This window comes from Neptuniibacter sp. QD37_11 (assembly GCF_047778105.1).
Taxonomy (GTDB): domain Bacteria; phylum Pseudomonadota; class Gammaproteobacteria; order Pseudomonadales; family Balneatricaceae; genus Neptuniibacter.
This window is the reverse complement of record NZ_CP180552.1, coordinates 3,536,676-3,553,624: the sequence shown is the minus strand read 5'-3', so window position 1 is coordinate 3,553,624 and position 16,949 is coordinate 3,536,676. Positions and strand designations below refer to the sequence as shown.

Below are 16,949 nucleotides of genomic sequence, written 5' to 3'. Positions count from 1 at the left end.
AAAGCGTAAACCTACAAAGGAAAGGTAAGACTATGTCAGTAGACGTTGTCATTTTGGCTGCTGGTCAGGGTAGCCGTATGAAATCCAAACTCCCTAAAGTACTGCACAAGGTTGGCGGTAAAGCGATGGTGCAACATGTAATCGACACCGCATCGTCACTGCAGGGGGTGAAAACGCATGTTGTGATCGGTCACGGAGCGGACAAATTACGTGAAGAACTGCAGGGACAAGAACTTATATTTGCTCTGCAGGCGGAACAAAAAGGTACAGGTCACGCGGTGGCTCAGGCGATGCCTGAAGTAGCTAATGATAGTGTCGTTCTTGTGCTTTATGGCGATGTGCCGCTAACACAATCTGCCACTATGCAAGAGATGGTGGATATCGCCGCTACAGGTGATTTGGCACTACTGACAGTGAATTTAAAAGACCCTACCGGTTATGGTCGCATCGTACGTGATAGCGATGACAAAGTTGTGGCGATTGTTGAGCATAAAGATGCTTCGCCGGAGCAGCACCTGATCAATGAAGTAAATACCGGCATTTTAGCGGTTAAGAGTCAGTATCTTTCTGATTGGTTACCACAGCTATCCTCTGAAAACGCGCAAGGCGAATATTATCTGACCGATATCATCGCGATGGCTGCCAATGGTGGCGTGAAGATCAGCGCGATTCAGCCTGAAGCTGAAGAGGAAGTCCAAGGGGTTAACAACCGCGTTCAGTTGGCCGAACTAGAACGCTGGTACCAGTTACAACGTGCTGAATGGTTGATGGTTAATGGTGCAACTTTGGCTGATCCGGCGCGTGTTGATGTGCGCGGTAATGTCTCTATTGGTCAGGATCTACTGATCGATGTAAACGTTGTTTTAGAGGGCGATGTTGTACTAGGTGACGATGTCGTAATCGAACCTAACTGTTACCTGAAAAACTGTATTGTTGCAGCGGGTACCCATATCAAGGCAAATACAGTGATTGAAGATGCTGTGATTGCTGAATCTTGTGATATAGGCCCGTTTGCACGTTTACGCCCAGGTACTCAGCTTGCTGCTAAAGCGAAGGTTGGAAACTTTGTAGAGACCAAAAAAGCGATTGTGGGTGAGGGAAGTAAGATCAATCACCTGTCCTATGTGGGCGATGCGGTACTGGGTAAAGATGTAAACATTGGCGCAGGTACTATTACTTGTAACTACGATGGCGTGAATAAGTCGCTGACAGAAATCGGTGACAACGCATTTATTGGTTCCAATACCGCCCTAGTTGCTCCGGTTAAAGTGGGCGCTATGGCGACTGTTGGCGCAGGTTCAACGATTGCTAAACCTGTATCTGATGATGCGCTTGCGATTACTCGTGCAAAACAAACTGAATTGAAAAACTGGCCGCGTCCTAAGAAGAAAGGAAACTAATTATGTGTGGAATTGTAGGTGCTGTTGCAGCTAGGCCAGTTCAGGAAATCCTGCTTGAAGGTCTTCGCCGCTTGGAATACCGCGGTTATGACTCAGCCGGTGTTGCATTGCAGACCGAAGCTGGTATTCAACGTTGTCGCCGTAATGGCAAGGTTCAAGCCCTTTCTGATGCCTTACAAGAGCTACCTTTAGTGGGTACAACAGGCATCGCACATACCCGTTGGGCGACTCACGGAGTACCTTGTGAAGCGAATGCCCATCCGCATATGTCAGGTGATCAACTGGCAGTAGTGCACAACGGTATTATCGAAAACTTTGAAGAGCTAAAAGCCGATCTGCAAAATGATGGTTATGAATTTAGTTCAGAAACAGATACTGAAGTAATTGCACACTTACTTGCAAGAGAACTTAAATCAACCAGCTCTTTGCATACGGCTGTTGCCAATATTATTGGTCAGCTTGAAGGTGCTTATGCGCTAGGCGTGATCGAAAAAGCAGATCCTTCCCAGTTGGTAACCGCGCGTAAAGGTAGCCCGTTGGTGATCGGTGTTGGTATTGGCGAGAACTTTATCGCCTCCGATCAACTAGCGTTATTACAAGTGACAGACCGTTTTATGTTCTTGGAAGATGGTGATGTTGCGACCTTAACGGCTGCAGATATCACGGTAACGGATATCTCAGGCAAAAAAGTAGAGCGTGAAGTCAGTCAATTTGAACACGGTGTAAGCTCTGCGGATAAAGGTGAATTTAAGCACTATATGCTTAAAGAGACCTATGAGCAGCCAGAGGTGATCAAAGCGTGTCTCGAAGGGCGTATCAGCGAAGATAAACTGTTGGAACAATGCTTTGGCGTTAAAGCTGCGGAGGTATTCGATCAAGTTAAACAGGTACAAATCATTGCTTGTGGTACGAGTTTCCATGCTGGTTTGATTGCTAAGTACTGGATCGAAGATCTAGTCGGTATCCCATGTATGGTCGAGGTTGCTAGTGAGTACCGTTACCGTTCAGTCGTGATTCCTGAAGGCACACTGTTCCTGACCATTTCACAGTCTGGTGAAACAGCAGATACCTTAGCTGCGCTACGTGAAATTCAGGATCGTGTTTTGGCGTCTCTGGTTATCTGTAACGTTCCGGGTAGCTCTCTGGTGCGTGAATCTGATCTGGCCTTGATGACCAACGCAGGTCCAGAGATTGGTGTAGCGTCGACCAAAGCGTTTACGACACAGCTAGTTGCGTTGATGCTAACTACAATCGCACTTGGTCGTCGTAATGGCTTAAGCGAAGAAACTGAAGCAGCAATTATCACCGCGCTTAAAAAGCTTCCTGAGCAGGTTCAGCAAGCTCTAGCAATGGATAGTGATATTGAGCAGATGGCGCAATCCTTTGCTGAAAAGAATCATTCTTTGTTCCTTGGCCGCGGCACTTTGTACCCTGTAGCAAAAGAGGGTGCGCTTAAGTTAAAAGAGATCTCCTATATCCACGCGGAGTCTTACCCTGCAGGTGAGCTAAAACACGGCCCATTGGCGTTGGTCGATAAAGAGATGCCAGTTGTCGCAGTAGCTCCGCAGAATGATATGTTGGACAAGCTGAAGGCAAACCTACAGGAAGTCCGCGCGCGTGGTGGTGAACTGTTTGTCTTTGCAGGTTCTGACAAAGTGCAACCGGAAGAGGGCACTTATGTTCTGAATATGCCTGTATGTGATGAAGTTATGCAGCCTGTTCTTTATACGATCCCGCTGCAGTTACTTTCATATCATGTGGCGATTTTGAAAGGCACGGACGTGGATCAGCCACGAAATTTGGCTAAGTCGGTAACGGTTGAGTAACGGCTTTAGCTAATAAGACTTCTATAACAGGCTCACTGATCAGTGGGCCTGTACTTTTTCCAGAATCCACTCCCTAAATGCCTTGATAATAGGCTGCTCCTTCCTGTCTTCGTGGGTGACCAGAAAATAGCCTTGTTGAGATTGGATCGGCTGTAATACTCCAAATGGGTTTATCAGTTCTCCACTGTTCAGTGCTTTTTCGATTAGCTGCTTACGCCCCATAGCAACGCCTAAACCTGATTTAGCTGCATTCACTGCATATTCTGACTTATCAAAGCAGTGCCCCTGTTTTAGAACTAGGTTCAATGTTTGTTGATCGGCCCAGTAGGACCATTCTGAATAAGGGCCAGCTTCAGGCCATGCTTGAGCATCATGTAATAGAGGGCAGTGTTTTAGTTTTTCTGGTCTATCCCATAAGTCATGTTTATCTGCGAAGTCTTTGGTACAAACGGGAATGAGCTGTTCATCCATGAGTGGCCAACTAACCAACCCCGGGTACTCGCCCTGACCATAATAGATCGCTAGATCGATCTGTTCGGCGTAAAAGTCGATCAGACGACTATGGGTTTCCATACGAATAAAAATTTGTGGGTAGAGCTGAGAGAAGTCAGCCAGCTTTTCCAGCAACCACTGTGAAGCAAAAGAGGGGGGAACGGAAAGTGAGAGTTCACCGGCAAGCCCTTGGGTATGGATATCCCGAATCAGATTATTGAGCTCGGTTAGGCTGTTATTGGTTTGTATCAGGAGCCTTTCACCCTCAGCTGTGAGCTGTAGACGACGGTTGTAGCGTAAGAACAGGGCAAAACCGAGTTGTTCTTCCAGTTTACGTATCCGTTGGCTAATGGCTCCTTGAGTAAGACTTAACTCTTCTGCCGCTAGGGTAAAGCTGAGGTGCTTGGCTGCGCTGCTGAAGCATTGCAGGTTAGCGAGCACGGCGCTATTCAAGTGAGAGAGGTTCAGATTAGCCATTTTAATCCAAGGATGTTTTTTTATGGTTTGTTGTAAATTATAAGCACTGGTTTAATGGTTTTATCCTAATTTCATTAATTGGAATTAACAAAATTTATTCGATCGGAGCTGGATTCATGGGGTTAAACAGACAGGAAATAAATGATCTGATACATAAGTTTCCCTTATTGGAGCGGCTTCAGAAAACTCAGCCGTTGCTTTGGATAAACCCTAAAATTACGGACTTTGCTGCAGTATCAGCGCACCTGCCATTGACGCAAACTGATGTTAAAGATTCCTCGGCAAGATTGAATCGCTTTGCTCCCTATCTGGCGGAAGTGTTTCCAGAAACCGCTGCCAAAAAAGGCATGATTGAATCGCCGTTGTGTGAGGTGCCTCAATTTCATCACCAGTTAGAGAAAAGAGCTAATCAAAGACTCCCCGGCCGTTTGCTGTTGAAGTGTGACAGCCATCTACCTATATCTGGTTCGATAAAAGCACGTGGTGGTATCTATGAGGTGCTCAAGTATGCTGAGGCCGTTGCTATAGAGGCCGGTCTGATCAGCAAAGATAGCTGTTACAGCAAGCTAAATAGTGATGTCTGCCGCGAACTCTTTAGTCAGTATCAAATTGTGGTGGGATCAACCGGCAACCTTGGGCTTAGTATCGGAATTATGGGGGCTGAGTTAGGCTTTTCGGTGACGGTTCATATGTCTGCAGATGCTCGGCAGTGGAAGAAAGACCTACTACGTAGCAAAGGCGTGCAGGTCATTGAATATGAAGACGATTACAGTAAAGCGGTAGAAGAGGGGCGCAAACAAGCGCTCAGCCAGCAGCGTTGTCACTTTGTTGATGATGAGAACTCAAATGACCTGTTTTTAGGCTATGCGGTTGCTGCAGAACGTCTAGCTAAACAGCTATCTGAGCAAAACATTCAGGTCGACGCTGAACATCCGTTGTTTATCTATCTGCCTTGTGGTGTCGGTGGCGGCCCTGGTGGTGTTGCTTTTGGTTTGAAGCTGCTCTTTGGCGATCATGTTCATTGCTTCTTTGCTGAGCCAACTCAATCTCCCTGTATGTTGGTGGGTATGTATACTGGCTTACATGATCAGATCAGTGTTCAGGAGTTAGGTATCGACAACCAAACTTGTGCTGATGGCCTAGCAGTAGGTCGTGCTTCCGGTTTTGTTGGTAAGGTGATGGAGCCACTGTTAAGTGGGGTTTATACCGTAGAGGACAAAACACTTTATCAGTTATTGGCCGAAATTTATGAGAGTGAGCATATAGCGTTGGAGCCATCGGCTTTGGCGGGAGCGACAGGCATTATTAATCTGATCTCGCAGGGCGAAAGCTACCTTCAGAATCATGGCTTGCTGAATAAGTTGGATAACTCAACCCATATCATCTGGGCGACAGGTGGAAGTATGGTGCCAGAATCTGAGTGGCAGAGTTACTACAAGCTTGGTAAATCATAAACTACAAATAAAAAAGGCAGCTATTAAGCTGCCTTTTTTATTATCGAATTTAAAGCTTAGCTGTAATCAGCTGGGCTGTAACCGCCTGCAATACCTTTAGACGCAAGAGCTACTGCATCATGAGCGTGTAAGCTTTCGAAGTGCTCTACCTTCAACCAGAAATCCGCGTATTGCTCTTGGCTTAGTAGTGCTTGCTTAACGCGTCGTGCAGCGTCTTCGCAGAACATTAAGTTATGGCCATTCAAACGAGCAAACTCTTGTTCGTCAGCACGTTTTACAGCAGTTTGTACTGGTGTTTTTAATGCATCTTCAACAAGATCTATTAGATCTGTAAGTGGGAATGCACCCATATCTTTATCCAGTTTAACCCAAGCTGTTGCTTGGCTTCGTTGGCTATGGGGCGTAGCGAATGAGCCCTTTTCAGACTTCAACCAGTTCTCTACGTCTTCAACGTTAATGCTGCCTTTGTTGGCAAAGTCATCAGTGAATGCCTGAGCTAATAGCTGACGTGATAATGCTGCTGAACACGGACAAGTGGATGAGTACGGAACGCGTGTTGCTAGTTCCAGAACTACTTCGCCATCTTTCAGAGTTGCACGTAGCGTCGTGGAGTAGCTTTTCCAACCGCTGTTATCGCTTTTTAGAGCATCGCGCTTGATTAGGAAATCAAAATCAAAGTTTAGGAAAACCTGAGTTGAGATATCGTGATGGCTATCCAATAGGTGGGATAAGAAATCTGTTAACGCAGGAACATTCAGTGTTTGATTCTCAAAAAAGTTACTTAGCGCAAGGTAAAGGCGCGACATATGAATGCCTTTAACCTTTGGGTTTACCAGATTAACGTAGGTATTAACGCGTGCTTCGATGCTGTTTACACCTAGTTTACTATCGTCAAATTGCAGAGGGACGGTGATTCCATTCATGCCCACCCAGTCCAGAGAGCCGTGAATCTCAGGATTTTGATGGCTGGTAACGTCAGGCAAGTTGGTCATGAAGCAGGTCTTCCAATTCGGTAGTTATCAAAATCTGAATCCGTAAGCTCTTACGTAGAGAAAATAGGCTTACGTTAAACAATACCTAGTTAAATAGGGGCGTATAACGAAAAAACAAGCGCCTGTTCAAAAATGAATCAGGGTTAGGTTCAATTCGTAAATATGACCTATAAAAAAGTACTATTCCTTAGGCTGAAAGTCTAAAAAATAGAAGAGCGACGTACCATACCTCTTGATTAAGGGGGTTGGCAAATATCAGGCAAAAAAAGTCGCTTTTTAGCGCATAAAATCTGCCTTTGTCGTTTAAATACCTTGCTTTTGTATGCCTTTTAAAATGTTAGAAAGTTTTAATGTTACAGCGGGATTTTCGCTTATAAGGTTAATAATGGATGCTAGCCTATTAATAACTATAGGATATTTTGATTTATCTATTTACACAGAAGCCAATACAGCATACAAACAAAGAAAAAACCTCGTTAAGAGGCGGTGCTATGTCTATAGGAGGTCCATAGCATGAATGATTCAATGTCGAGCTTTGCTATAAATTTTATCGCGTTTGTTGGGATTGCGTTCTTGGTACTGTTTGTTGTCGCAATCGTTGTGGCGGTAGTTTTATACCAAATCGATAAACATCAAACAGCGCAAACTATCCGTCGTAACTACCCTCTGATTGGTCGCTTTCGCTACCTGTTTGAACATGCTGGTGAATTTTTCCGTCAGTACTTCTTTGCTATGGATCGCGAGGAGATGCCATTTAACCGTGCGCAACGCTCTTGGGTTTATCGCGCAGCCAAGAATGTAGATAGCACTATTGCCTTTGGTTCGTCACGTGATCTACGTATTCCTGGTACCTATTATTTTCTAAACTGTCCTTTCCCAACCTTAAAGGAAGATGCGGTAACAACGCAGAGTTTACGTATAGGTCCTTACTGTAAGGCACCTTACGATGCAGCTTCTTTTTTTAATATTTCTGGCATGAGTTATGGTGCGCTATCCCGACCTGCAATCGAGGCCTTATCTCAGGGGGCTAAGAAAGCAGGTTGTTGGATGAACACAGGTGAAGGCGGGGTATCGCCTTTCCACCTGGAATCAGGCTGTGACATTGTTTATCAGATTGGCACTGCAAAATATGGTTTGCGTGATGAAAACGGAAAGTTCTCTGAGGAAAAGCTAAAAGAGAAAGGTGATCTTCCTCAAGTTAAGATGTTCGAGATCAAACTGAGTCAGGGTGCTAAACCGGGTAAAGGTGGTATCTTGCCGGGTGAGAAGGTAACACCAGAGATTGCAGCGGTACGTGGTATCCCTGTAGGCCAAGATTCTTTAAGCCCAAACCGTCATCCAGATATAGCTTCTATTGATGACCTGCTTGATATGATTGAAAAGGTACGTCGTATCACCGGTAAACCATGTGGTTTCAAAATGGTATTGGGCGATGCTGAGTGGTTGGATGAATTTTGTGAGTCGGTTAACAAGCGTGGCGTAGAGAGTGCTCCAGACTTTATTACGTTAGACAGTTGTGACGGTGGTACTGGTGCTGCACCAATGCCGTTAATGGACAGCGTAGGTCTGCCGCTGCGGGAGAGTTTACCTATTTTGGTAAACAAACTTATGGCTCACAACCTGCGTGAGCGTGTACGTGTGATTGCCTCAGGTAAATTGATTAACCCTACCGATGTCGGTGCTGCACTTTGTATGGGGGCTGATTTCACCGTAACGGGACGTGGCTTTATGTTTGCTCTCGGTTGTATTCAGGCGTTGCAGTGTAATAAGAATACCTGCCCAACCGGCATCACTACCCATGATCCAGATCTGCAGCGTGGATTAGTGCCGATGGTTAAAGCGGATCGTGTCGCTAACTATCACAATCATTTGGTACATGAGGTGGAGATGATCGCCCACTCTTGTGGTGTAACCGAGCCGCGTCAGCTTAAGCGTAAGCATTGCGCAATCGTGGTGGAAGGTAGTCGGTCTATACCACTGAATATTCTCTATCCAGAGTATTAGTAAACAACCCAAGCAAAAACGCCAGTCATTAGGACTGGCGTTTTTATTTGTAAGTAATCATAGCGAGTGATTTTATATTACTCATCAAACCAACATTCGTCGATGTGAGAGGCGAGTTCTTTTTCTTCTTGGCGTTGTTCGATGGCTCGGCGAGCTCTAAGCGCGCGGCGCGTTGCGAGTTTTTTGCGGGAAAGTTTTTCTTCTTCTTCAAAACCCACTAGCAGATCGAATACTTCAACCTGGGTTTCGTTAAGCTCTTCAGTTTTATGCAGCATAGTAAGCTCCTGATCTTATCTTAACGGTCAGAAGGCCCATCGAGCGAAGCAGTAACTGATTATGCTTGTTAAGGCATAAACCCTTCGCTCCTCGATGAGGGGCTCTGGTGAAGTTGCTTAATAGAAAGATTTCTATCAAACACGCTTTTTAATACAGCCTTATCTCTGTTTTATAATAGCTCTGAACAAATATCAAACAGTTTTCGGCGAATTCCGAGAGGAATATTAAAAAGCCTATGTTGCAAAAGGGTGAAGGGAAGATGTCACAAATGTGACAGAAATAGCTTAATCTTCGTCCATTTCATCGGCAGGGCGAGCGCTTGGGCGTTTGTCGTTTTGACGCAAAGATCTGAGGCTACGTTTTATGGTTTTTAGGTGATCAACCAGCCCTGGACCCAGCTTCATCGCTACACCGACTGCGAGTACATCAATAACAACCAGATGGAGTACGCGGGATGACATCAGTGTGCTTAGATCTTTATCTTCTTCCAGATCGATATGGATTGGAATGCTCGCAAGATCAGCTAGGGGAGTATCACTTGGGCAGAGTGAGATAACGGTTGTGCCGGTTTCTTTTACCAGCTTGACTGTATGTAAAAGATCTTTGGTACGACCTGTCTGAGAGATAGCCACAACGACATCGCGATCATCAAGCGATACAGCTGAAATAGCTTGCATGTGCGGATCCGAATAAGAGGTGCTGGATACTTTCAAACGGTGAAATTTATGCGCGGCGTCAGTACAAACTGGAGCTGATGCACCAAAGCCATAGAACTCGACACGGCGAGCTTTAGCTAGAGCAGCGATCGCACGTTCAACCGTAGTGGTATCTAGTTGCTCTTTGATATTGAGCAAGTTACCAATCATGGAATCGAAGATCTTTTCTTTAAACTCAGTAACAGTGTCTTTTGAGTTTAGGGAAAATTGCTCGAAGTGATTATTACTGGCTAAGCCTTGAGCTAAGGTGAGTTTGAAATCCTGGAAGCCATCGTAGCTTAGGGCACGACAGAAACGAACCACGGTTGGTTCGCTGACATTTGCTTCAGATGCTAGATCAACAATACGCATATGGATCACTTCATTAGCGTGAGCTAAAACATAATCCGCAACTTTTTGCTCTGACTTCCTTAAGTTTTCACGCGCTTGCGCAATCGACTTAAGCAGATTGAACGAGTTCAACCCTACACCTCACTTAGCACTTATAAATTAATACTACAGTTTTAAGTATAACAACCTTCTGACGCTCAGATCACCATTTGTCGTAAATTGCGGAGTGAAAAATCGCATGTTATTTTCATTAAAAAATAAATAAGGTTTCCATTTGTGAAACGTCGTAAGTTTATTCAGCAAGCAGGTTCTCTGCCCATTGCCGCCGCTTTAGCGACGGCTCCTCAAGTTAGTAATGCTGCACTTATTCCTGAATTTCGTTGGAGTATGGTCACGACTTGGCCTAAAAACTTCCCGGGGTTTGGCATGGGGGCTAATTTTCTCGCCAACTTAATCAATGAGATGAGCGGCGGCCGTATCCAGATATCTGTTTATGGTGCCCATGAGAAAGTTGCGCCTTCAGAAGTCTTTGATACAGTCTCTCAAGGCAAAGCTGAAATGGGGCATGGCGCTGCATTTTATTGGCAAGATAAAGTCAGGGCTGCGCAGTTTTTTGCGGCGGTACCTTTTGGCATGACTGCGCAAGAGATGAATGCTTGGTTGTATCAAGGGCGTGGCCTCGAACTTTGGCAGGAACTCTACGCAGAATATGATTTGATTCCAGCTGCGTGTGGTAATACCGGCGTGCAAATGGGTGGCTGGTTTAACCGCGAAATTAACAGCATTGAGGATTTTAAAGGTCTAAAAATGCGTATTCCCGGCTTAGGCGGGGAGGTGGTGAAACGCCTAGGTGCGGAGCCGGTATTGTTATCGGGAGATGAAATCTTTCGAGCGCTTGAACAGGGGGAGATTGAGGCTGCTGAGTGGGCTGCTCCATACAACGATGTCGCGCTGGGCCTTTATAAAGTTGCTAAATATTACTACTACCCCGGTTGGCATGAGCCTGGTACAACCATTGAATGCATTGTCAATAAACAAGCGATGAACCAGTTGCCGAAAGATCTGCAATTGATCGTGACTAATGCCATGAAAGTGGCTAATCAAGAGATGTTAGCGGAGCTAACAGCGAAAAATCATCGTGCCTTAGAAATGTTGTTAAAAGTGCATAAAGTCGAGTTACGTCAGTTTCCTGATAAGGTGTTGGAGCAACTTCGTTTAGCGTCTCATGAAGTAATTCAGCTAGAGTTAGAAAAAGATCCCAGAGCGGTCAAAATCTACGAATCATTCGAGAACTTTAGACAACAAGCGATGGCTTGGCACGATGTCTCGGAGCGGGCTTATATGCTCGCGCGAGAATAGCTACAGATTTCACTGCAATTAGCCGTAAAACCGGTACAATAAACACTTTCCAATAGTTCAGGTGAATTAGATGTCTGATCAGCGCTTTGACAAAGAGTTCTACGATCTTAAAGATTGGCAGTTAGCGGCCTACTGCGCTGCAGTCTCAGAACGCATGTTCCCTAATTTTGCTCTGTTTGCACGTTTGATGGAGTTTGGTGATGTCAGCAAAATGCGTCAAATTTTGGATGCGGTTTGGGATCACCTGAATAATACCGGTGCAAAAATGAACTTCGAAGTTCAGCTGGATAAGGTGGAAGAAAATATGCCTGATCTGGATGAGTTCGACATGTACGGCGCGTCTCCTGCTTTGGATGCGGTTGTTGCACTATTCTCTACACTTAACACCGTAATCGCTGCAGATGCCAGCGAAGTTCTGACTGTTGCTAATATGTCTCGTGAGTCGGTGGCGACGTTTATTGAACTAAACGCGGATGATCAGATCTCTGATGATGAGCTGGTTAGATTCATCAATACACACGACCTAATGGTACAAGAAGATGATTTCCAAGCGGATATCCTAGAGATCATTCAAGATGACTTACCACGTCGTGAGGCGTTGCAAGAGCTACGTGAACTAGCGCATAACGACGGTTACAGTAACCTTGGCATTAGTGATAGCGAATAGTTCATGCTTCGAATTGGTTTAATACTTCTGATTTTGCCATCCGTTGCTTTGATGGTTCTTTTCTATGTCGATCAAAGTGCAGTTGATGCGTGTTTAGATCTGGGTGGGTCATATAACTATGATCTGGCTGAATGTGATCTTGAGCAGGAACACCCTTTCAAACCTTTATTGGTGAGGCACCCATTGCTAGTGAATGGCGGCATGTTGCTATCGGTTGTGGGTGTATTTATGTGTATGAAAGGACTGCTTTGGCGTCCACGTAAGGAAGCCTGATGGTTAAAAAGATTATTTGGGGAATTCTTTTACTGCTCGTAGTGGGTATTTTCTTGGCTTGGCTAACGCAAGATAAGTGGTTGCCGGGTTGGAATCAGGAGCTTGCTGATCAGAATAACGAATTTCAGCAAAGAGGGCTGGTGTTAGGTCAAAAGGCCGACCAACAAACCTGTTTAGAAGAAGCGTTGAGTAGCTTTAATCAATGCTCAGGGTTTAGTTGTACGATTAAACACGGCAAATTCTTAAAAGCTTGTCTAAAAAATGCATCGCCGAGTGAAAACTTCTGTAAGGATGTACCTGAATTCCGCGAAGAGCGTACCGAAGATGATAAGTCATGGGCGCGTCACGCCTGCTGGAGTCGGGATGTCAGAGGCGAAGGTTGTCGCCTTCTCATGCGACAACAGCAGTTATTTTGCAGCGAAAAGTAATGAAACGGACCAAAAGGTCCGTTTTTTTTAGTTGCTATCTTAATTTAAATAGTTCTAACATAAGCCTCGCACACTGATAGCGCACAGAGGTTTTATTCGTCTAATAAAATCTGTAGTGTATATAGATAGACGTTCTTTTAGACGTCACTAATAAAAATAATAAATTCAAGAGTAGAGATGGAGACTGGCAACCGCATTTTTTATGCTGAGGGTTGCTAGTGCTAGCTTATGGAAGTCATGTGTTACCGCAATGGTGGTTCACAGCGAGTGAGTTGTGAGGCTGCAGCATTAATGAAACAAGCGCCGTGTATTATCCCGCGTTCGTCTGGGATAGCTCAGGGCAGTTTTAATAATTTGGGTGATAATGATCATCCTATTCCCCCTCGACATGTAGCATATCCCACTTCATCTGTAAGGGTATGGGGCTGATATGCTGATAGGTTCAATAGGTTTTCCTAACGATCAGCGGGTTAAGCTGGAAAAGATTTTCAAGCTGTCTAAACAGACCCGTTATACGTTGGTAACTCCTGATATTTCTGAGCTTCCTGACCTGTTGCTCGTATTTGGATTTGACCTCTCTCTATACCCTGAATTAGCGGATATTCCTCAAAGTTATCATGCTCGGATCATTTTGGTCGGCCGTGGTAAGCCTGAAAGTGAGGAACATGCTCATCTTGGTTACCCTCTGGTTTCTTCTCGAGTTTTACGTGCCTTAGATAAGATGACGCGAGAAAACGAAGAGATGGATTTAGAGTCCTCTAAACCGGAGTCAAAAGAAGATACTTTCAGTAAATATACTGCACCTGAGCCTACGGACAGTGCCGCAGTTGAAAGTGGTCGAACCAGTTATCAAGTATTGGTAGTGGATGATAACGATGTGATGCAGCAGGCATTAAATGCCGAGTTACAGCAGTTACCGCTACCAGTTAACGTGCACTTTGCTGGTTCTGGCGAAGAAGCACTCGCGAATGTAACAGATCATAGTTATGACTTTATTTTTCTGGATGTGGTTATGCCTGGAATGGACGGGTTTGAAGCCTGTACAGAGATGCGTAAACGTCCAGAACTAAAGAAAACCCCAATCATAATGCTGACCTCTAAGACTTCACCTATGGATGAGGTGAAAGGAATTATGTCGGGCTGTTCCACTTATCTGACCAAGCCAATCGTGCATGAAGAGTTTCAGAAGGTGATCGGCCGAGTATCCAATTGGGTTGATGAATTTCAGAAAGCATAAGTAAATGGAGCTATCCAGTGAAAAAAGTATTGGTTGTTGAAGATGACCTAGTTCAGCAGAAGCATATTTGTACAGTATTGGCTTCTTGCGGTGTTGAAGTAGTCGCTGCCAACGATGGCAAGCAGGGTCTTGAAAAGGCAAAGACGGAAAATCCAGATTTGATTTTTATGGATATCGTCATGCCAGAAATGGATGGTTACTCAGCCTGTCGTCAGATCACGTCTGACGAAGCAACAAAACATATTCCAGTAGTGATTGTATCTAGTAAAAACGAAGAGGCGGATAAAGTCTGGGCGCAGCTACAAGGTGCGACAGCTATGGTTTCCAAACCTTTTACTGATGCAGAACTAATGGCGCAAATTTCTGCGTTAACTTGAGAAGTACGCGATGGATGCTCAGCTAACAACAAATATAAAAGCGGATGATCAGCCTAGCATTCACCAGATCCGGCATGGTTTTGAGATCGGTAGTTACCAGCTACTTATCTCGGAACTAACCCGGGCTGAGGTAGCGAAAGCTCCCTCAATTTGTTCGATCCCATCTACACCTGACTGGTTCGCCGGATTTATGAATCACCGTGGCGAAACGGTGCCTGTTTACGATCTAAATAGGTACCTACAAATCTTAGATGGCAACACAGCCCCGCAAGCTTGGGTATTGCTGATCGATGATCATCCGAAGACAGTTGGTGTCTTATTGACCCAACCACCTCAAAGTATCACGGACCCAGTTTTACTGGAGCAAGCATGTGGGGATCTGCCTGATGTTATCCGTCAGGCAGCGGGACAGGTATATGAGCATCAAGATCAACACTGGGTTGAAATTGATCACCACCGATTGTTCCTAGCCTTGAAGAAACAGTTTTAAAAGTACGGAGTGAGCGAACTATGCAGTCTTTTTGGGAGTTTAAGAACATTAGGATACCGATTAAGTTTGCGATCGTATTAGGATTGCTCTGTGTCGGTTTGTTCTTTATGAGTGCGTCCTACTACCAGACGATTGTCTTGCAAGAGGAAGCAAAGCAACGTTCTCAAAATCTAAATAGTTTCTTGTTATTGGTAAGTGATATTCAGGAAAGTGTGGCCGAGGCCCGTTTCCAAGAGAAGAGTTTCCAGGTATCGAAGGAGATGGATCGCCTATCCATCTATAACGATGTAATGGCGAAGCTAGATAGAGATATCCTGAGTCTTAAAGCTTATCTGCGTACCGATAAAGATAAGGAACTGGTAGAACAGTTCCAGACCATTATGGATCAGTACCAAGATGTTTTTTACGATGCGTCAGAAACAGCCATCCAGATTGGTGTAAGCAAGGATGAAGGTCTGTCTGCTGAGATCCGTACTCTGATTTCACAAACAGAACCGCTTGTTCTATGGATCAACCGTAACTGGGTTCGTGACCAATTATCGGTTGTACAAACAGATATTGATGAATATATAGCGACTGATGGTCGAGACGTTGATCTGGAGATTATTCAAACAGACTTATACACCATCAAAAGACAGATCCAAACGGCTCACCTAGATTCCAGTAAAGTTAAATCTTTATCCGATAGCCGAGCGTCCGCTTCCGGTAATATCGAGCAGATTGAGTTATTGGTAGCAGAGCTAGCTGAAGCTATCGAACGTAAACAAACTCAGTTTGCCAGCCTGCAAGAGATCATCGACAAACTGTCTCCAAAGATCGATGAAGTAACCGAGCTAGCTGCAAGCTACAAAGTACAAAACGACTTGCTGATTGCCGATGATACTACCGAGATGGCGACTTACTTCCTGATCTCTATCGGTTTGATGATCGTGGCGATGGCCATCTCCCTATCCATCATCAAATACGGTGTAATCGATCCACTGAAAACTATCCAGAATGCGGTAGATAAAGTACGTGAAGGCGATGTAGAAGCACGAAGCGGCTTGGACACACAAGACGAATTGGGTCAGCTATCGAGCGTATTGGATAACATGCTTGATGAGAAAGAGAATGCCCTTCAAGTTAAGGAACAAGAGAACCAACGTCTGAACAGTTCGATCATTACCTTGATCCAGAACGTATTCCAGATCTCCCAGCGAGACCTAACGGTACGTGTACCTGTAGCGGAAGATGTAACGGGTGCGGTATCTGACTCTATCAACCAGTTGGTAGAGTCGATTGAGTCGGTATTGCAGGAAGTAAACAGCGTATCCACCCGTGTAAATGATGCATCGGTTCAGGTGAAATCTCAGTCTGAAACGGTATTGAGCTATGCGGAACGAGAGAAAGAGGAGATCAGTGAAACATTGAACGGTTTGGACTCCGCAATCCGTGCAATGGAATTGATCTCTAAACTGGCGGTACTATCGAACAACGCATCTCAGAAAGCGATCAAAACCTCTGAAACGGCGATGGACTCGGTATCTCAGACCATCGACAGTATTAATAAAATCCGCCAGACCATCCACGAGGCGGAAAAACGTATCAAACGATTGGGCGAACGTTCTCAAGAGATCGGTGGTATCGTCAACCTGATCAACAACATCTCGGAACGTACCCACGTACTATCCCTTAACGCGAGTATGCACGCAGCTTCAGCCGGTGAGGCGGGTCGTGGTTTGATGGTGGTAGTAGACGAGGTACAACGTCTGGCGGAGAACTCCCGTGAAGCGACCTCCGAGATCGAATCTCTGGTAAACAACATCCAGCTTGAGACATCGGATACGATTAACGTAATCAACAACGTAATCACCGACGTAGTCGAGGGTACGCGCCTAGCGGAAGAAGCGGGTGAGCGTATGGATGAAACCCGTGCAACAACTCAAACGCTGGTAGATTCCGTAGTACGTATTGCCCACAGTTCGGTTAAACAGGCGAAAGTAGCGGAAGAGCTACGTACCCGTGCAAATAGCATTAACGAAACCACTCAAGCGACCAACGCCGAAATGAAACAGCAGGCTCAGCTATCCGATGAGCTGGTAGACGCGGCCGACGAGCTTCAGAAGTCAGTTAGTGTATTTAAACTCGCTTCATCCTGAGAATAGGTGGGAT

Annotated in this window: 16 protein-coding genes; 12 read left to right on the top strand and 4 right to left on the bottom strand. The window is 45.2% G+C overall.

Annotated elements, in window-relative coordinates; translation table 11 throughout:
* Positions 1-32: 32 nt before the first annotated feature.
* Positions 33-1,400 carry a bifunctional UDP-N-acetylglucosamine diphosphorylase/glucosamine-1-phosphate N-acetyltransferase GlmU gene (gene glmU / locus ACMXYT_RS16780; protein ID WP_415899590.1) on the top strand — a complete coding sequence of 456 codons (1,368 nt, stop codon included), beginning with the start codon at positions 33-35 and terminating at the stop codon, positions 1,398-1,400.
* Between the two features lie 2 nt (positions 1,401-1,402).
* The gene (gene glmS, locus ACMXYT_RS16775) at positions 1,403-3,226 is read left to right on the top strand and encodes a glutamine--fructose-6-phosphate transaminase (isomerizing) (RefSeq protein ID WP_415899589.1); all 1,824 of its coding nucleotides are present in this window, start codon (positions 1,403-1,405) and stop codon (positions 3,224-3,226) included.
* Positions 3,227-3,265: 39 nt separating this feature from the next.
* Here the strand turns inward: glmS and dsdC are convergent, their stop codons facing one another.
* Complete coding sequence (gene dsdC / locus ACMXYT_RS16770; RefSeq protein WP_415899588.1) at positions 3,266-4,195, bottom strand: DNA-binding transcriptional regulator DsdC; 930 nt, start codon at positions 4,193-4,195, stop codon at positions 3,266-3,268.
* A gap of 116 nt (positions 4,196-4,311) precedes the next feature.
* Between dsdC and ACMXYT_RS16765 the strand changes: the two genes are divergently transcribed.
* Positions 4,312-5,649 carry a D-serine ammonia-lyase gene (locus ACMXYT_RS16765; RefSeq protein ID WP_415899587.1) on the top strand — a complete coding sequence of 446 codons (1,338 nt, stop codon included), beginning with the start codon at positions 4,312-4,314 and terminating at the stop codon, positions 5,647-5,649.
* Positions 5,650-5,705: 56 nt separating this feature from the next.
* Here the strand turns inward: ACMXYT_RS16765 and folE2 are convergent, their stop codons facing one another.
* Complete coding sequence (folE2, locus tag ACMXYT_RS16760) at positions 5,706-6,641, bottom strand: GTP cyclohydrolase FolE2 (RefSeq protein WP_415882934.1); 936 nt, start codon at positions 6,639-6,641, stop codon at positions 5,706-5,708.
* A gap of 513 nt (positions 6,642-7,154) precedes the next feature.
* Here folE2 and ACMXYT_RS16755 point away from each other — a divergent pair.
* Positions 7,155-8,645 carry an FMN-binding glutamate synthase family protein gene (locus ACMXYT_RS16755; RefSeq protein ID WP_415899586.1) on the top strand — a complete coding sequence of 497 codons (1,491 nt, stop codon included), beginning with the start codon at positions 7,155-7,157 and terminating at the stop codon, positions 8,643-8,645.
* A 77-nt stretch (positions 8,646-8,722) separates the two neighbouring features.
* On the opposite strand, the gene ACMXYT_RS16750 is transcribed toward ACMXYT_RS16755, so the two are convergent.
* Together ACMXYT_RS16750 and ACMXYT_RS16745 are read right to left on the bottom strand one after the other, a co-directional pair.
* Entirely contained in the window at positions 8,723-8,920 is a 198-nt protein-coding gene (locus ACMXYT_RS16750) for a PA3496 family putative envelope integrity protein (protein WP_415882932.1), read from the bottom strand.
* Positions 8,921-9,205: 285 nt separating this feature from the next.
* A complete protein-coding gene (locus tag ACMXYT_RS16745) occupies positions 9,206-10,099 on the bottom strand; it encodes an SIS domain-containing protein (protein WP_415882931.1) in 894 nt (297 codons plus the stop codon).
* A 144-nt stretch (positions 10,100-10,243) separates the two neighbouring features.
* Here ACMXYT_RS16745 and ACMXYT_RS16740 point away from each other — a divergent pair, with 144 nt between their 5' ends.
* The 8 genes from ACMXYT_RS16740 (at position 10,244) to ACMXYT_RS16705 (ending at position 16,936) form a co-directional block, all read left to right on the top strand.
* Complete coding sequence (locus ACMXYT_RS16740; RefSeq protein WP_415882930.1) at positions 10,244-11,326, top strand: TRAP transporter substrate-binding protein; 1,083 nt, start codon at positions 10,244-10,246, stop codon at positions 11,324-11,326.
* A 70-nt stretch (positions 11,327-11,396) separates the two neighbouring features.
* The gene (locus ACMXYT_RS16735) at positions 11,397-11,993 is read left to right on the top strand and encodes a YjaG family protein (RefSeq protein ID WP_415899585.1); all 597 of its coding nucleotides are present in this window, start codon (positions 11,397-11,399) and stop codon (positions 11,991-11,993) included.
* Between the two features lie 3 nt (positions 11,994-11,996).
* A complete protein-coding gene (locus tag ACMXYT_RS16730; protein WP_415899584.1) occupies positions 11,997-12,266 on the top strand; it encodes a hypothetical protein in 270 nt (89 codons plus the stop codon).
* A complete protein-coding gene (locus ACMXYT_RS16725) occupies positions 12,266-12,694 on the top strand; it encodes a hypothetical protein (RefSeq protein WP_415899583.1) in 429 nt (142 codons plus the stop codon). The genes ACMXYT_RS16730 and ACMXYT_RS16725 overlap by 1 nt, the downstream gene beginning before the upstream one ends.
* Positions 12,695-13,124: 430 nt before the next feature.
* On the top strand, positions 13,125-13,931 hold the full coding sequence (locus ACMXYT_RS16720) for a response regulator (RefSeq protein WP_415899582.1): 807 nt from the start codon (positions 13,125-13,127) through the stop codon (positions 13,929-13,931).
* A 17-nt stretch (positions 13,932-13,948) separates the two neighbouring features.
* A complete protein-coding gene (locus ACMXYT_RS16715; protein WP_415882925.1) occupies positions 13,949-14,308 on the top strand; it encodes a response regulator in 360 nt (119 codons plus the stop codon).
* A gap of 10 nt (positions 14,309-14,318) precedes the next feature.
* Positions 14,319-14,798 (top strand): chemotaxis protein CheW, encoded by a 480-nt coding sequence (locus tag ACMXYT_RS16710; RefSeq protein ID WP_415899581.1) that lies wholly within the window; start codon positions 14,319-14,321, stop codon positions 14,796-14,798.
* A 20-nt stretch (positions 14,799-14,818) separates the two neighbouring features.
* Positions 14,819-16,936, top strand: coding sequence for a methyl-accepting chemotaxis protein (locus tag ACMXYT_RS16705; RefSeq protein ID WP_415899580.1), 2,118 nt, complete (start codon positions 14,819-14,821; stop codon positions 16,934-16,936).
* Positions 16,937-16,949: the final 13 nt, after the last annotated feature.

Excerpts from the sequence above, each read along its gene's own strand:
- ACMXYT_RS16720 (WP_415899582.1), top strand. The coding sequence starts at position 13,125 with ATGCTGATAGGTTCAATAGGTTTTCCTAACGATCAGCGGGTTAAGCTG.
- ACMXYT_RS16765 (WP_415899587.1), top strand. The coding sequence starts at position 4,312 with ATGGGGTTAAACAGACAGGAAATAAATGATCTGATACATAAGTTTCCC.
- dsdC (WP_415899588.1), bottom strand. The coding sequence starts at position 4,195 with ATGGCTAATCTGAACCTCTCTCACTTGAATAGCGCCGTGCTCGCTAAC.
- folE2 (WP_415882934.1), bottom strand. The coding sequence starts at position 6,641 with ATGACCAACTTGCCTGACGTTACCAGCCATCAAAATCCTGAGATTCAC.
- ACMXYT_RS16705 (WP_415899580.1), top strand. The coding sequence starts at position 14,819 with ATGCAGTCTTTTTGGGAGTTTAAGAACATTAGGATACCGATTAAGTTT.
- glmU (WP_415899590.1), top strand. The coding sequence starts at position 33 with ATGTCAGTAGACGTTGTCATTTTGGCTGCTGGTCAGGGTAGCCGTATG.
- ACMXYT_RS16725 (WP_415899583.1), top strand. The coding sequence starts at position 12,266 with ATGGTTAAAAAGATTATTTGGGGAATTCTTTTACTGCTCGTAGTGGGT.
- ACMXYT_RS16735 (WP_415899585.1), top strand. The coding sequence starts at position 11,397 with ATGTCTGATCAGCGCTTTGACAAAGAGTTCTACGATCTTAAAGATTGG.
- ACMXYT_RS16710 (WP_415899581.1), top strand. The coding sequence starts at position 14,319 with ATGGATGCTCAGCTAACAACAAATATAAAAGCGGATGATCAGCCTAGC.
- ACMXYT_RS16730 (WP_415899584.1), top strand. The coding sequence starts at position 11,997 with ATGCTTCGAATTGGTTTAATACTTCTGATTTTGCCATCCGTTGCTTTG.
- ACMXYT_RS16755 (WP_415899586.1), top strand. The coding sequence starts at position 7,155 with ATGAATGATTCAATGTCGAGCTTTGCTATAAATTTTATCGCGTTTGTT.
- ACMXYT_RS16750 (WP_415882932.1), bottom strand. The coding sequence starts at position 8,920 with ATGCTGCATAAAACTGAAGAGCTTAACGAAACCCAGGTTGAAGTATTC.
- glmS (WP_415899589.1), top strand. The coding sequence starts at position 1,403 with ATGTGTGGAATTGTAGGTGCTGTTGCAGCTAGGCCAGTTCAGGAAATC.